General features: G+C 37.4%; 10 protein-coding genes and 6 pseudogenes. 7 read left to right on the plus strand and 9 right to left on the minus strand.

What is annotated here, in order from left to right:
* Positions 1–19 precede the first annotated feature (19 nt).
* A pseudogene (locus P4S71_RS13995) lies at positions 20–1,290 on the plus strand (ATP-binding protein).
* A 60-nt stretch (positions 1,291–1,350) separates the two neighbouring features.
* Here P4S71_RS13995 and P4S71_RS14000 read toward each other — a convergent pair.
* Both P4S71_RS14000 and P4S71_RS14005 read right to left on the minus strand, forming a co-directional pair.
* Positions 1,351–1,587: a DUF3820 family protein gene (locus P4S71_RS14000; RefSeq protein WP_337120011.1), complete on the minus strand. Its 237-nt coding sequence runs from the start codon at positions 1,585–1,587 to the stop codon at positions 1,351–1,353.
* A gap of 570 nt (positions 1,588–2,157) precedes the next feature.
* Entirely contained in the window at positions 2,158–3,729 is a 1,572-nt protein-coding gene (locus P4S71_RS14005; RefSeq protein ID WP_033028584.1) for a cation:proton antiporter family protein, read from the minus strand.
* A 265-nt stretch (positions 3,730–3,994) separates the two neighbouring features.
* Between P4S71_RS14005 and P4S71_RS14010 the strand changes: the two genes are divergently transcribed.
* Positions 3,995–4,738, plus strand: coding sequence for a sporulation protein (locus tag P4S71_RS14010; RefSeq protein WP_096792667.1), 744 nt, complete (start codon positions 3,995–3,997; stop codon positions 4,736–4,738).
* Positions 4,739–4,798: 60 nt separating this feature from the next.
* Positions 4,799–5,245, plus strand: a complete 447-nt coding sequence (locus tag P4S71_RS14015) for a GNAT family N-acetyltransferase (RefSeq protein ID WP_337120016.1) — start codon at positions 4,799–4,801, stop codon at positions 5,243–5,245.
* A gap of 76 nt (positions 5,246–5,321) precedes the next feature.
* Here the strand turns inward: P4S71_RS14015 and P4S71_RS14020 are convergent.
* The 6 genes and pseudogenes from P4S71_RS14020 to P4S71_RS14045 all read right to left on the minus strand — a co-directional run bounded on the left by P4S71_RS14020 (position 5,322) and on the right by P4S71_RS14045 (position 11,038).
* Positions 5,322–6,676, minus strand: a pseudogene (locus tag P4S71_RS14020) (sodium-dependent transporter).
* A gap of 204 nt (positions 6,677–6,880) precedes the next feature.
* Positions 6,881–8,174 (minus strand): annotated as a pseudogene (locus P4S71_RS14025) (ATP-binding protein).
* A gap of 14 nt (positions 8,175–8,188) precedes the next feature.
* Positions 8,189–8,891: pseudogene (locus P4S71_RS14030) on the minus strand (response regulator).
* Positions 8,892–8,912: 21 nt separating this feature from the next.
* On the minus strand, positions 8,913–9,296 hold the full coding sequence (locus P4S71_RS14035; RefSeq protein WP_008136943.1) for a DUF3019 domain-containing protein: 384 nt from the start codon (positions 9,294–9,296) through the stop codon (positions 8,913–8,915).
* Positions 9,286–10,068 (minus strand): MipA/OmpV family protein, encoded by a 783-nt coding sequence (locus P4S71_RS14040; RefSeq protein ID WP_337151628.1) that lies wholly within the window; start codon positions 10,066–10,068, stop codon positions 9,286–9,288. The genes P4S71_RS14035 and P4S71_RS14040 overlap by 11 nt, the downstream gene beginning before the upstream one ends.
* Before the next feature lie 166 nt (positions 10,069–10,234).
* Positions 10,235–11,038 (minus strand): hypothetical protein, encoded by an 804-nt coding sequence (locus tag P4S71_RS14045; RefSeq protein ID WP_337120022.1) that lies wholly within the window; start codon positions 11,036–11,038, stop codon positions 10,235–10,237.
* 114 nt (positions 11,039–11,152) lie between these two features.
* Here P4S71_RS14045 and P4S71_RS14050 point away from each other — a divergent pair.
* A pseudogene (locus P4S71_RS14050) lies at positions 11,153–12,305 on the plus strand (serine hydrolase domain-containing protein).
* Positions 12,302–12,805, plus strand: coding sequence for a SixA phosphatase family protein (locus P4S71_RS14055; RefSeq protein WP_337150859.1), 504 nt, complete (start codon positions 12,302–12,304; stop codon positions 12,803–12,805). Before P4S71_RS14050 ends, P4S71_RS14055 begins: the two are co-directional and overlap by 4 nt.
* Before the next feature lie 78 nt (positions 12,806–12,883).
* On the opposite strand, the gene yhbY is transcribed toward P4S71_RS14055, so the two are convergent.
* Positions 12,884–13,180 carry a ribosome assembly RNA-binding protein YhbY gene (gene yhbY / locus P4S71_RS14060; protein ID WP_007377785.1) on the minus strand — a complete coding sequence of 99 codons (297 nt, stop codon included), beginning with the start codon at positions 13,178–13,180 and terminating at the stop codon, positions 12,884–12,886.
* An 88-nt stretch (positions 13,181–13,268) separates the two neighbouring features.
* Between yhbY and rlmE the strand changes: the two are divergent.
* Positions 13,269–13,897: pseudogene (gene rlmE, locus P4S71_RS14065) on the plus strand (23S rRNA (uridine(2552)-2'-O)-methyltransferase RlmE).
* A 66-nt stretch (positions 13,898–13,963) separates the two neighbouring features.
* Positions 13,964–15,907, plus strand: a complete 1,944-nt coding sequence (gene ftsH, locus P4S71_RS14070) for an ATP-dependent zinc metalloprotease FtsH (protein WP_337151629.1) — start codon at positions 13,964–13,966, stop codon at positions 15,905–15,907.
* Positions 15,908–15,931: the final 24 nt, after the last annotated feature.

A 15,931-nucleotide genomic window follows, 5' to 3' on the forward strand; every position in this document is an offset into this window, starting at 1 on the left:
TATGGGTTAGTCGGCTTTAATGGGAAAACTGTTTACGAGTTTATATATTTACATCGTGGTTTCTTTATTCGTAGTAAGCGGTGTAGTTGAACAGTTATGGCCTTATGAAGACTCACAGCAGCAAGTATTATTAGACGATGAGTTTGGGCAATCGCTTTGGTTGCTCTCACAAACTCCTAACGGTCTAAAAAAGCTAGAACATAATTTTGAAAGCCACATAATTGCTCGACGTGATTTAATATTACCTTTAGCACAACAAGCGAAATTAACAGACAATCACTACCTCTATTTATACGATAAACAACAACGTATTGTATGGTATGTAGAGCTTAGCGAAAATGAACTGCTACAGGTTGGTCCTGTAGGAGTATCAACGTCTACCCCCACTTCTGTTTGGCCATATTTATTATTACTTATTATTGTTGGTGTGCCTGTAGGTCTTTGGAGCTTTTTACTTTGGCGTGATTTTTCTAAATTGCGACACGCATGTGAGGCCGTCGAAGGCTTGCAAGATTTTCAATTAACAAATACCTCTAAATCGTTTTTTTACCCGTTACCGATACACTAAAAGTAATGCAACAACGTATAACTTTTTTATTAACAGCTCAGCAGGAGCTTACATCGTCTGTTTCTCATGAATTTCGAACGCCGTTGGCACGTCTTAAATTTGCAATTGCTATGCTCCAAGATCAACTTTTAGATGATAAAAGCGAAAAATATTTAGCTAATATGAGCGCTGATATAAATGAACTTGAATCACTTGTTTCAGAAATGCTTGAATACGCAAGGTTAGACTCTCAGCAACCAAGTTTACAGTCTGTAAGTTGTGATCTAGTCGGATTGGTTAAAACAAGTATTGAAAAGCTAAATTTTGATACGCGAACTAGACTTATAAATAACTTGCCTGATAAGTTAAGCTATAAATGCGATAGTCATTTCATTGCTCGCGTATTTCAGAACTTGGTTGGTAATGCTATTAAATACGCAACAAGCCAAGTAAAAGTAACACTGCTTACAGAACCTCGCAGAATACTATTTATTGTTGAAGACGATGGAATAGGTATCGCTGAAATGGAGCGAGAAAATGTGTTTAAACCTTTTACGCGCCTCGATAAGAGTAGAGACAAAAAAACAGGTGGGTTTGGTTTAGGACTCGCTATTGTGAGTAAAATTGTATCTTGGCATCAAGGTGATTACTGGGTTGAAAAATCAGTCCTTGGTGGGGCTAAATTTGTCATTAGCTTGCCGCTAAAAAGTAGTTTCACGGAGGATATAAAAAAAGCGCCTTAAGGCGCTTTTTTTGTGGTTAAAACCAAAATCAACAAGTAGCAAAGTAGTAGACCGTGTATTTTAAAAATAGTTTCCAATTATTTTATTTTTTTCTAATAACGGCATCAACATTTGCTCAAGCCCATTCAACTTTACTTCGTACATCATTGCTAATTGACTACCTAGTTTTGAATCAGGAAAGCCTTGTTGCTTAAACCACACAAGATAAGGCTCTGGCAGCATTAATAATGGGCGTCCTGCATATTTTCCAAACGGCATCTTGGTATTAATGGCAAGTTTTAATTGTTCTGGATCCATTCACTTACTTCAATGTATAAGACATAGTTAAGTGTAAGGTGTTTTAAGGAAATAAAATAGGCTGTGACGGGCAAGAAACAGCCTATTGAGTGAGGGAGTAGGCCCTCTTAATTAAGAATTTATGTTAGAAAATTAAACTTAGTTGAACTTTAATTAGCTGGAGTCTAATTAATTAAGTCTTAGAACATGAAGCTTATTTAACCAACACGAACAGTTTACCTGTTTTTTTACATGTTAGTTGGCCCGCTTGTAAAGGAATGTAAATAGAATTGATTTTCAGTCATCAAAAAGTATTAAAATAAATGTATAGTTCATTATTTTTTAGCTAGTGCTTGTTGATCTTTCCGGATTAAAATTTGTTCTAACTTGGGGGATTTATACCAATCTGCTTCTATATGGAGTCTATTTAACGGTAAGAAAATTGCGCTGAACTAGGCAAATTTTTTTACCTAGTTGTTCTAAATAAAAATTATTAACACGCTTCTACGTTCTGATAACGCCCATTACCTACATCCGTGTAGGAAAAAAGGCCAAATTATCTTTAGTAATTATTAAGGACTATATCTCACTTTACGTAAACAATTTTTGTTTTACATGTTCAGCAAAACCACTACCAGCCTCTAGGTAAAAGTTATAGGTCGAGTGTACGCCCATATCTTCAAGCTCTTTTTGTTGATCTGGGTAGTTTGCAATGGCAGTTACCTGACCTTTATAACCTGAGGCTTGGAGCTGCTCTAAGGCAAAAATATTCTGCATATGCTTTGGCATAGTAAGCATAACCATTTCTACATGAGAGTGGTTTACGCGTTGCCAAAAGTCGGGATCGGTTGCATCTGCAATCAGCACTTTTCTGCCTCTATTAATATGTTTATCAACCACCTCAGGTTTTATGTCAATACCAGCAACTAAATTTGGGTGCGTAGCGTTAATTGTTTCGTATGCACCAGTACCAATTCGACCCATTCCAAAAATAACTATTTTAGTATCGTTCAGATTTACAGGTAGTTCTTCTGCTAAGCGTGTTTTACTTTCGAACTTTAATAGCCAATGTTCTACTTTTACATATAACTCGTTGGAACGCTTGTTTAGAGGAGATGCAATCACAAAGGTGATAGAGACAGCGATAGCCATTACCGCTAACCATTCAGAGGTAATCATCCCCGTTGTAGCCGCTACCGCACATACAATAAGGCCAAACTCACTGTAATTGGATAAACTAAAGGCTGTAAGTAGCGACGTACGAGCACGTAGTTTAAATGCATTTGTAAATAAATAATAAAGGGCTATTTTAATCGGTAATACAAAAATAAGTATGATGGCAATAATTAAAGAATTAATCGTTAGCTCGGCATTTAAGCCAATGCTTAAGAAAAAACCAACCAGTAATATATCTTTTAAATTAAGTAACGATTTTGATAATTCGCCAGCTTTTTTATGCGGTGCAAACATCATTCCTATTATAAGTGCTCCTAAATCACCTTTAAGGCCTGCATATTCAAATGCGTTATAACCTGCAATAAGCGCAAAGAAAAAGCCAAATAATGGGAGTAGCTCACCATGTTTAGAGCGATTAAGCACCCAGTACATAAGAGGGCGCAATAAAGGTAGAGCAACAATAAGCGCTAACGCCCAAACATTAGGGACTTTGCCTGTACTAATTGCTAAAAATATTACGGCGAATATATCTTGCATTACCAATATACCAATGGCAATTTTGCCGTGTAAGCTTGCCATTTCTCCGCGTTCTTCGAGTACTTTCACCGCAAATACAGTACTAGAAAAACTTAGGGCAAATCCAACTAATAAGGCGCTTTGCCAACTCAAGTCGACAAAAAGAGGGAGGGCGAAGACCCCAAGCAATAACATAAAGCCACTGAATAAAGCACTACTAAAAATAATGTGAAGCGTGGCTGGTGCCCAGACTTGCGGTTTCATTAAGCTATTAACTTTGAGTTTTAAGCCAATGCTGAATAATAAAAGGGTAACACCAAGGGCTGCAATTGTATCAAGCAGTTCTGTACTTTTATAACCCGATAAATTTAAAGCAAAGCCTGCTAATAAAAAGCCAATAAGAGGAGGTAGTTTTAATTGGTAAACAGCAAAACCACAAACAAACGCGGTAGCAAAATAGATTAGTTCCATAATTCTTAATATCACTTCATTTGGTATTGCAGTGTAGCGAAAAACTCATATCAATGAAAATAAATATAGTGTAAAGACATGCTCATTTAATGAAGTTGATACTTTACTGCGTATGAAAAATGCTCATATAACACGTATTTAATCGTAAATAGCATGTAAATAACACTTTTTCACTGACAACCGCTTTTAAATATGGTTAAGATGCGATAACGAAGAGGTTTAAGTTAGAGCATATAACAGAGCCGCTCAGCTTAAGGAGAAATATATGTTTAAAAAGATTTTAGCATCGGTAGGTATTGGTGCCGCTAAAGTAGACACTATTTTAGAGACAGAGCACTTGCAACCAGGTCAGCTTTTCAATGCACAAATTGTAATTACTGCAGGTGATATAAGCCAAGAAATATCAGGCTTAGATTTGCTACTAATGACTCGTGTTAAAGTAGCAGGAGATGATGGGGATTATTTTACTAATCATGTAATTGATCAGTGGCGCATCACTGAAATTGGTACAATTGAGCCTGGCGAAGTTAAAAGTATTCCTTTTGAGGCGCGTCTTCACTCTGAAACACCAATTACAGAAATTAATGCAGGTTACAATCAATCTCACGTTTGGCTAGAAACTGGTTTGGATATTGATTTAGCACTTGACCCTACTGATAAAGACCATTTGCATATTTACCCTAATGAAGCAGTTAAAACCTGTATGCAGGCAATGGAAAAATTAGGTTTTAGCTTAGCTAAAGCTGATGTGGAGAAGGGGCATTTACGCGCATCTACATTTCAGTCTGTATCTGGCTGTTATCAAGAGCTTGAATATAAACCTAATAGCAGAAGCTTATTTGGCATTCAGGAAATTGAATTGTCGTTTGTGCCGGAAGCGCATAAAACACATGTTTTAATTGAGCTCGATCGTGCTTTTAAAGGTGATGGTTATATTGACGTAACAATAGAGCATGATCATGTTAATCTTTCACAGCTTTGTGATCAGTTAGAGCGTTTATTTGCTTAATACTCGCCAGTGATTTAAACAAACCCAGCTTAGGCTGGGTTTTTGTCTATAGGATTTAATATGCAGTTTAAATGTGAGTCATTTGAGGCTTTTGATACACATACACTTTTTACTATTGTACGCGGTCGGGTGGATGTGTTTGTAGTTGAGCAGGCTTGTCCTTACCCAGAGTTTGATGATAATGATGTTGCTGTGACTACTCGGCACATATATAGCATTGATAATAATAAGTTGCTTAGCTACGCTCGTTGTTATGATAGAAACGCGCAGTACAGCTCAATAGGGCGTGTTTTAGTGAATGAAAAGGTACGAGGCAAAGGTTATGCAAGTGAGCTTGTAGCTACAGCTATAAATTGTTGTAAAGACCAGTGGCCTGAGCGTGATATTTACATTGGCGCGCAAACATATTTACTCGACTTTTATCGCTCATTTGGTTTCGAAAGTGTGGGGGAAGAGTACCTTGAAGATGGTATTCCTCATCAAGACATGATTTTAAAAGTGGTTTAGTGATTTTAGTTACGCTAAGTGACTTAATTTAATAGCTAACAAAATAGCCCACAAATGTGGGCTATTTTTATAGTGCTTAACCTAATAACGAATGTAAAAAAACTGTACCTATTGCTAGTGGGCATACAAACTTAGTATACCAAGGCCATATTTTCCAAAAAATGTATTATGGACTTCAGGGTTTCCCTGCTGAATAGCTTTGAGTAGTGAACCCCTGTACCAAATCCAACCAACAAATATACAACACATTAACCCTAATAGTGGTTGGGCAACTTTCGTTGTAAGTGTTATAACCAGACCAAATAAAGAGCTGAGATTGCATACAATTGTAATACTAACGACAGTAATTAAAGCGCCAATGAACCAAGTAGCTTGCACACGTTTCATTGCAAAGCGTTCTACTGTGTATGATACCGGTGCTTCAAGCATTGAGATTGATGATGTTAGCGCTGCTATGCTCATCAACGCAAAAAATGCAAAGCCAACAAATAAGCCTACGCTACCCATACCATCAAATAATGCAGGTAGTACTTGGAATACTAATGTATCTTCTGATAACAGCTTCCCTGTTACCGGTGAAAATATTTCTACGCCTTGTGCTTGAGCGACATACATTGCAGGAATAATAAGTAAACCTGCTACAAAGGCAATGAAGACGTCAATAAGGGTTACATAAGCACCTAATGAAACGAGGTTCTCTTTTTTACTAATGTATGAGCCATAAATAATCATTACACTGGTACCCAATGATAATGAGAAAAAAGCTTGGCCTAACGCACTGACTAATAACTGAGGATCAAAAATAGAAGAAAAATCAGGAACTAAGTACGCCTTTAAGCCTTCCATTGCGCCATTTTGCGTCATTACATAAGCAATTAATGAAAATAAAATTCCCAGTAATGCAGGCATTAAACGCTTTGACCATTTTTCTATACCATTTTCAACACCTCGACTAATAATAGCGACGGTTAATAAGATAAAGATCATAGTAAATATAATATTTCGCGTAAGTGATTGCTCGCTTAGCCATGTGGATGTAGAGTTTGCACCAACAAGCGTCGCTATTGGCTCTGCTGTTGCGCTGAGCATCCAACCGGCAACAATCGCGTAAAAACTTAATATAAATCCAGCACATAAAATACCGCCAAAACCAACAATAAACGCGAAGTGTTTTTGCCAAGGTCTATTAGATATTTTTTGAAGCGATGAAACTGCATTTGCTTGACCATGGCGACCAATCATAAGTTCGGCCATTAAAGCTGGGTAAGCCAAAAAGAACGCGAGTACTAAATATGCAACTAAAAAAGCAGCACCACCATTGCTGGCTGTTTGTGTAGGGAATCCCCAAATATTACCCAAGCCAACAGCAGAACCTGCGGCGGCCATAATAAAACCAAAACGAGAACTAAACTCGCCTCTAACTGCGCTCATATTATTGTACTTCTCTATTTTTTGACGGCGCAGACAATCTACTGGAAATGTAAAAAAATAAAAAGTGCTTATTTGCTGATCTCACACAATTTAGTATGCCAGTAGTATGGTATACGCGATGTTTTTAATAAATGTTACTGTATAGTTAAAGTTAACAGGTTGTTTTTGTTTTTAAAATGTTAATTACAGGGTGTAATTAATGCTTTACGCTTTGTGATGTTGAACGATAATAAGTGTAAAACAGGCTCCACCTAATTGGTTACTTTTACTTACTTTTACGCTGCCATGATGCCAATCAGCTACTTTTTCAACAATCGCAAGGCCAAGCCCATAGCTTTTATCTGCGCGGTTACGATGTTCTTCTTCTTTTGAAAAATGGGCTAAATACGTTGTTAAAATTTTCTTTTGCTATACCAGGGCCATCGTCTTCAACAGTGATTACAAGCTGGTGTTCGTACACTTTAGCACTTAGATAAATATGTAGCTCTGCGAAGTCACAAGCATTATTTAATAAGTTAGTTATTGCACGAGCAAGCCAATGTAAGTCGGCATTGATAATGTCACTTGAGCTATTAAGTTGTACGTTGAGCATTTGCGATTCAAATTTAGGTGCAAGTTGTATTAATATATCACTGAGATAGTGCTTAATATTAGTTGAAGAGTAGGTCAATTTGTTGGCATTTTGCTCAAGCGTTGCAAAGGCTAAATAGCTTTTTAACATAGACTCCATATGGTCTAAATCGCTTTCCATACGGGATAAATATTTTTTTATTTGTTGCTCATCATAGCTATCAATAGCCGCATCTAATCCAAAGCGCAGGCACGCAATGGGTGTACGAATATCGTGAGATAAGCTTGACGCCATTAGTTTATTTTCGGCGACTAGTTTTTCTATCTGACTGGCCATTCTGTTAAATGTGAGCTCTACATCTTTTATGTAGGTGAAGTGCGACACTTTAATTCTTGCTTGTACATTACCTGAGGCAAACTTTTTAGCTGCTTCATTTAAGACTGTTAAGCGCTTTGCAAGAGGGGTAATAATAAACCCCATAAATACGCACAAACCAGCATAAAATAGTAGTGTTAAAAATATATCATTGCGCTGCTCAGTATCTACGCGTTTGTCTAACCGCATTGATATATGAAAGGGGCTTAATATTTGACTACTATAAAGCATATAGAAGCCTTGTTGATCTTCTAAAATCAACCCACCGGCAGTGTGCATCTGTAATAATAATGAAGGAGGTAGTGCGAGAGATTCATTGTGCTTGTAATCAATTAATAAATTAAACTCATTCGCTAGTTGCTTTACATAACGACCACGTTCAGAAGTTGGGATATTAGCTAATTGTTTGCTAAAGCCCATTATCATCTTACCTTGTACACTAAATTCATCTTCTGAGGTTTGTGTTTGTTGGCTAAATGCATCAATTAACCAGCCAAGTACAACGATAGATAAAAGCGCACTGCTAAGTAGTGAAATATAAAACGTCTTCACTTATGTATCACTTTTTACCATGCGGTAGATACGAGTAAGTAACCTCGTCCCCATATAGTTTTAATTTTAGTCGGATTTTGTGGATCATCATTAAATTTTTTGCGCAGTGCTGAAATAAGTACGTCAACACTTCTATCCAAGCCGTCATACTCACGGCCTTTTGTTGCTTTAAAAACAGCATCACGTGATACGACTTGACCCGCATTACTCGTTAAATAGTGAAGAAGTAAATACTCTGCGCTGGATATATTTATATCAAGATCGTTTAATTTTACGCTTCTAGATTCTGTGTTAATACTCAGCGCGCCAACCGTTATTAATTTTTCGTTTGCCAGTGATTTGTTTGGTTCATTATTTTGGCGAAGTGCAGCTTTAATTCTAGCTAAAAGTGCACGAGGGCGAACTGGTTTCATGACATAGTCACTTGCACCAACTTCTAACCCTATTACTTCATCCATTTCTTCATCGCGTGCGGTGAGCATTATAATAGGAGTTATAAAAGCTACGCAGTTCTCTGCATACGCTAATTCCGTCTTGTCCAGGAAGCATAATATCAAGTAGGACAATGCTAGGATTTAAGGTTTTTACTTGGCCAATAACCTCGTCGCCTCGATGGCATACATGGGTCGTATAACCTTGCTCCGTTAAGTATTCTGCAACCCACTGAGCGAGCGATACATCATCTTCAATGAGTAAAATAGTGCCGTAGTTATTCATAAATTATCCTTAATGTGTTTATTAAAATAATCGCCAACGGCGTTTCTTTTGTCTGTTTTGATATACCCACTGTAGTTTTACTTCTGTAAGGCTAATAACTTTAGATGTATTACTATCAAAGAGCTCAAATGAGATACTCTGCTGTGAATCAAAAGCATAATTAAAAGTTCCTTCCTTTTGTTTAAGCCAGCATTGCATAATGTACTTTGAGGTCGCATCGCGTAAGCAGTAATTGCCAAACGTTGGCTGATGCCATGTTAGAGTGATATCAGCATAACAGTTTCTTCCTTCTCTAAGTGCGACACAAGTATCTGGAAGCGCAATAAGAGCATTGGGCATTTCATCTGCTTTTGATAAAAATGCCGTAGGGAAAAGCAGAAAAGCACAGACCCATCTAAAATACATAACGAAGGCCTACCTTGGCTTGGTGTTGATATCTTCGAGTAATAATAGGGCTTTCATCAATCTCATTTGAAAACCAAGTCGTCAGCCATCCTGCTAAAAAGACCCAATCTTGGTTAATTGGGTACTCAGCATGGAATTCAAACATCATACTGCTACTTGCATTTGTTCTATAAATTGGACGATCACTCGTCGCTTCACTACTGTCTATACCAAAATAATAATTGGTGAAGTCACTAGAGTAAGCACTCAACCCAACTCCAGTTCTAAACTCCCAGTTACGCCAGGGTAAAATATGGCTAAAAAAGGTATTTACGATCCAGCCATTATGTGTGCCAGAAATGTCATGAAGGTATTCAAAAGAAATTTGTGAGTTTTCAAATCGACGAGTTAATCTGAGTCCGGTATCAAAATCGTAGTTACGTGTTTTTATACCCCTTAACTCATCGATAATGCCATCATTGTATAGACCAAGTCCTTTATCGTTAAAGCCACTTTGAACATTTGTACCTAAAATATCGAGACCCCAATCAAACTTGTCTATCAGGCTGTAACCTACAACAAGGCCGCCACTTAGTTGATTATGATCAAAGTCGAGATAAAAATTTTCATAAGATAGGGCAAGTGTTAAGTCAACCAGCATTCCATGGTCATAAGAGTCGACACCTATTAGGTAAGAGTCACCGATATGATAACCAACACCAGCGCTCCAATCCCATGCAAAACCTTGAGTTGGCTCTAAGGTGTTATCAGCATAATAACGATTACTTGCCATACTTGAAGTACTAAAAATACTCATACATAAGAGTGTAATGATAAAAAAGTATAATTAAGTAAAGCGTTTTTCATCTCAAAAGAGCCTAATTATTATATGTTATAAAGCGTAGTATATTGTTAATACGTTCCTTAAATCTGTAAAAAAATGTAGCAAACATTAGAAATTACTGAACTTTAATTTTATCGATTAATATACTGCTTAAATAAAATTGCATCATTGGGGTTAATGCACTTATTTCTGTACGATTACATGGACCGCTAAGCTTTGTTAAGCTTGATAACTTAGATAGTGTTTTGTAGCTAGGAATTTGTATTTCTTTACCTAACCTTGCTAAACGTGCCTCTTCTGTATTTTGCTGGTGGATAAAGGCAACAACTTCTAATTCATTCGTAATTTTTTGTTCTTCATTAAAACTATACACTAGCGGCTCACGATGAAAGCTTGCGCTGTCGATTGAAGACTTAGCAAACCAGACAATGTCGCCAGACTTTTTATGAGTTAGACGCATGCTGACTTGAGCAAAAATAGTGGCACATTGTTGAATTGGGTACTGTTGGGCAACCTCTGTATAAAACGAAAAGGGCTTTTTTGGCTGTTTAATTAAATATTTTGTATCGTCTGTAAATGACAAATCAAGCTGCTGTATAGTAAGAACATAGTCACTATTATTTTTTGTCGTTACTTTTAATGCTTTGTCGTTTAATGCTTGGCTTATTTGCGATAATAGTGTGTCTGTTAGGCTTGCTTTGTCTGAAATTATCTTAACAGTTTGATTTTTTATAACTTTATGTGCAGGTAATTGAACAGATTTAACTTTTGGTGACGAATGAGTCGTTTCATATTCAAGCTGGTATGTTTGGCTTTTTAAGTTAGGCTTCAACGGCATAGCTAAAGGCTCCGCTGGTTGTTTTGTGATAACACACCCGCTTAAAAATAAAATAAAAAGTGACACAACTAAAAAACGCATAAGTACTTCACACCCACTAAAAATACAATAATCGTCGTATTGTACGTTAGTCCAAACAAAACTTCATGATATTATGTACCTAGATGTAGTTTAAAAAGATAAAAATTATAAAAAATGAAGTACCTCCCCCTGTATTGTATGGCCTTCTAGCGCTGTGTTTATTGCTTAGCTCAATAGATGTCGTAGCAAAAGCGGATCCCGGTTGGGATTCATTTGTAAAAAAGTACGGTCGCTATGCCGAAAAGAAACTAAAGAGTAAAGGTATTCCCGGTGCGGCATTATCGATAGTTAATATTCAAAATAGTGACTACATTCATCCGATAGGAGCTACCAAAGCACGTAATGGGCAAAGTGTTGATGCTCATACTCGTTTTAGATTGGCATCTGTGTCTAAAACCTTTGCAGGTTCGTTAGCTGCAAAGCTAGCCTCTGACGGGATATTAAGGTTAGATGAACCAATAAGTAATTATATTCCAGAGTTCAAAAACACAGTGTATGAAGATGATTTAAAAGTATTTCACCTTTTAAGTCACTCAAGTGGTTTAGTACCAAATGCATACGATAACTTAATTGAGTCGCGTATGCGCTACCCCGATATTGTTGAAAAGCTACTTAGCGTTAAGCCAATTTGTGAACCCGGACAATGCTACGGTTATCAAAATGTAATGTTTAGCTTAATTGACGATGTGATTTTTCACGCTACAAATAAAAGTTATTCCCAATGGTTAAGTAAAGCTGTTTTTTTACCTCTGAAAATGGCAGATGCCAGTTTAGGTTATGACGGTATGGTAAAAGATAAAAATTTTGCACTCCCTCACGTGCGTGGTAAAAAGCGTTGGTATACTGCTAAACTTAAAAAAAATTACTATAAAGTAGGGCCCGCAGCAGGTGTTAATGCCAGTGCTAGTGACATGGCTATTTGGTTAAAAGCGCAACTAGGACAATACCCTGATGTTCTATCGCTAGATGCGTTAGCAAAACAAACACGTCCTTATACACATACAAAAAAGAACTGTATCGCAGGGTGTGGAAAAAGCATCTTAATGAAGCATATTACGGCTTAGGCTGGCGTGTTTATAACTACGCGGAAGAAACGCTTTATTATCATAGCGGGTGGGTGCAAGGCTATAGAAGTGATGTGGTTGTATTTCCTCACTTAAATATTGGTTTTAGCTTAATAGTTAATGCTGAAACTGGCGTAATCAATGAACTAACGACTGAATTCATCGACAGACTATTAGAATACAAACGAGGTAAAAAAATATGAATAATAAAATAATATTAGCAATCATTTTTTTAGTTATGTTATTTAATTGTAGTTTGGCATTTGCAACACCGGATGAAATATATTTGTTTCGTCATAGCGAAAAATTAGCGGGTAAAAATCCAGCGCTCTCAGAGGCGGGAAAGGCACGTGCAAATAATTTAGTTACTTTTTTTAAAGAATATCAAAAGATACATATTTTCAGCAGCAACTATAAACGTACGTTACAAACAGCAGCTCCTTTGCAGGCATATTTTAATATCGACGTAAATGTGTATAACGCAGGTGAGCTAAGTGATTTAAAAAATGAGTTACTAAAACTAAAAGGTGTAGCTGTTGTTATTGGGCACAGTAATACAACACCGCAACTAGCCGAGCTACTTTCGAATGAAAAAGTGCTAGCAATGAGTGAAACACAATTTACTCAGTACTTTATATTAAATAAGAAGCCCAGTAGTACTGGCAGTGAATATGATGTAACCCATCATAAAATGAGTTTTTAATTTAAAACGTAAAATAACAAAAAACCAGCATTAAGCTGGTTTTTTCATTAAACACACTAGGTTACTTAAAATAGTAATTTAGTTACGTGGTAAATGTATTTTTCTCTCAGCACTTTGAAGATAAAGTACAATAGTGTGACCAATTGTTTGTAACTTAGTCGCACCAGTTTCACGTACGATAGCTTCAAAAATAAGAGCTTTAGTTTCACGATCGTCAGTCGGCGCTTTCACTTTAATCAATTCGTGAATTTCTAACGCACTTTTAATTTCCATTACTACGCCTTCGGTTAAACCGTTAGAACCTAGTAAAACTACTGGCTTGAGGCTATGTGCCTGACCTTTTAAAAACTGCTTTTGTTTATTTGATAATGTCATGTTTATACAAATTTTGCTGAATATGGCTTGAATTAAGGGTATTCTACCGCCATCTAAAGAATATTACTAATTAGTTGCGTGTTAATTTATGACAAATAAAAAACAGTCAGCCAGTTCACAGCGATGGCTGAAAGAACATTTTGATGATAAATATGTTCAAGAAGCGCAAAAAAAGGCTGGCGTTCTAGAGCGGTTTTTAAATTAGATGAAGTTCAGAACAGAGATAAAATACTGCGTCCGGGTATGACAGTGGTAGATTTAGGGGCAGCGCCGGGTAGTTGGTCACAGTATTTAGCCGAAAAAGTGGGTGATAAAGGTCAAGTAATAGCATGTGATATTTTACCGATGGATTCCCTTGCAGGTGTAGACTTCTTACAAGGTGACTTTCGTGAGGAGGCTGTATTAAATGCATTATTAAAACGCATTGATGGGAAAAATGTTGATGTGGTATTCTCTGACATGGCACCAAATATGAGTGGTAATAATTCAGTTGATCAAGCTGGTAGTATGTATTTGGTAGAGCTTGCATTAGATATGTGTAGCCAAGTGCTAAAGAAAAATGGTGCATTTATTGTTAAAGTGTTTCAAGGTGAAGGCTTTGATCAATACTTACAAGACGTACGTAATAGTTTTAAAGTAGTGAAGATACGTAAACCTGATGCCTCGCGTGCCCGTTCTCGGGAAGTATATATAGTAGCGACTGGATACAAACTGTAGTACAGTTGCTTGGCGTTTAGTTGAATTTAAATTAATTGGATACAAGAGGTTAACCCCTTGAGCGATATGGCGAAAAATTTAATACTATGGCTGGTCATTGCAGTTGTGCTGATGTCAGTCTTTCAGAGCTTTAATGGTGGCGATCAAGTTGATCGTCAGACAAGCTATAGTCAATTTGTTAAAGACGCCCGAAATGGCTCTATACAAGAAGTGGCAATTGAAAGTACCAGTGGGACAATTACAGGTACTAAAACCAGTGGCGAACGTTTTCAAACGATTATGCCTATTTATGACAAAGATATTTTAAATGACTTATTAAAAAGTAATGTGAATGTGAAAGGTGTAAAACCTGAAGAACAGTCATTTTTAGCAAGTATATTTATTTCTTGGTTCCCAATGATACTGCTTATTGGTGTATGGATATTCTTCATGCGTCAGATGCAAGGCGGCGGCGGTAAAGGCGCTATGTCATTTGGTAAGAGTAAAGCGCGTTTAATGAGCGAAGATCAAATTAAAACAACGTTTGCAGATGTTGCTGGTTGTGATGAAGCGAAAGAAGATGTTACCGAATTGGTAGACTTTTTACGTGACCCTTCTAAGTTTCAAAAACTTGGCGGTAGTATTCCTAAAGGCGTACTAATGGTTGGTCCTCCTGGTACTGGTAAAACGTTACTTGCAAAGGCTGTTGCGGGTGAAGCGAAAGTACCGTTTTTTACAATTTCTGGTTCAGATTTTGTTGAAATGTTTGTAGGTGTTGGTGCATCACGTGTACGTGACATGTTTGAGCAAGCTAAAAAAGCAGCGCCTTGTATTATCTTTATAGATGAGATTGATGCTGTTGGTCGTAAACGTGGTGCTGGTATGGGCGGCGGTAACGACGAACGTGAGCAAACACTTAACCAAATGCTAGTAGAAATGGATGGCTTTGGTGGTAACGAAGGTATTATCGTTATTGCAGCAACTAACCGACCAGATGTATTAGACCCAGCATTACTTCGTCCAGGTCGTTTTGACCGTCAAGTAGAAGTAGGTTTACCTGATATTCGTGGCCGTGAGCAAATACTTAAAGTACACATGCGTAAGGTGCCATTAGGCGATAACGTTGAAGCGGCACTTATTGCAAGAGGTACCCCAGGTTTCTCCGGTGCTGATTTAGCAAACTTAGTAAATGAAGCTGCACTTTATGCCGCACGTGGCAATAAGCGTGTTGTAAGTATGGCTGAATTTGACGCTGCTAAAGATAAAATCATGATGGGTGCAGAACGCAAAACCATGGTGATGAGCGAGCAAGAAAAAGCAATGACTGCGTATCATGAAGCAGGTCACGCAATTGTGGGCCGTATGGTGCCAGAACATGATCCAGTTTACAAAGTATCTATTATTCCACGTGGCCGTGCGCTAGGTGTAACAATGTACTTGCCTGAACAAGACCGTGTTAGCCATTCAAAAGAGCTTTTAGAATCAATGATTTCTAGCCTTTACGGTGGTCGAATTGCTGAAGCGCTTATTTATGGTGCTGATAAAGTAACAACAGGTGCGAGTAATGATATTGAACGAGCTACAGATATTGCTCGTAAAATGGTTACACACTGGGGTTTAAGTGAAAAGCTAGGTCCGTTACTTTACGCTGAAGATCAAAATGAAATGTATATGGGTGGCGGCGGCAGTCGTGCATCTAGCATGTCAGACGACACAGCAAAGATAATTGATGCAGAGGTTCGATTACTTTCAGATCGTAACTATCAACGAGCAGAAGAAATATTAAAAGAAAACATTGATATTCTTCACTCAATGAAAGATGCCCTGATGAAGTATGAAACTATTGATGCTAAGCAAATTGATGATTTAATGGCGCGCCAACCAGTGCGTGAACCGCGTGATGCACATGACCGCCATGAAGCAAAACCGGTAAAAGCTGAAGGCTCTCAAGAGCCAGTTAGCGATGGAAGTCAAAAATCGGATGATTCATCGAAAAAAGATGAAACAAACCTTGATGATAAAGCTGAATAATCGTTAAAATAGCGAATGAAAGCC

Source organism: Pseudoalteromonas sp. B62, assembly GCF_037162565.1.
GTDB lineage: Bacteria > Pseudomonadota > Gammaproteobacteria > Enterobacterales > Alteromonadaceae > Pseudoalteromonas > Pseudoalteromonas fuliginea.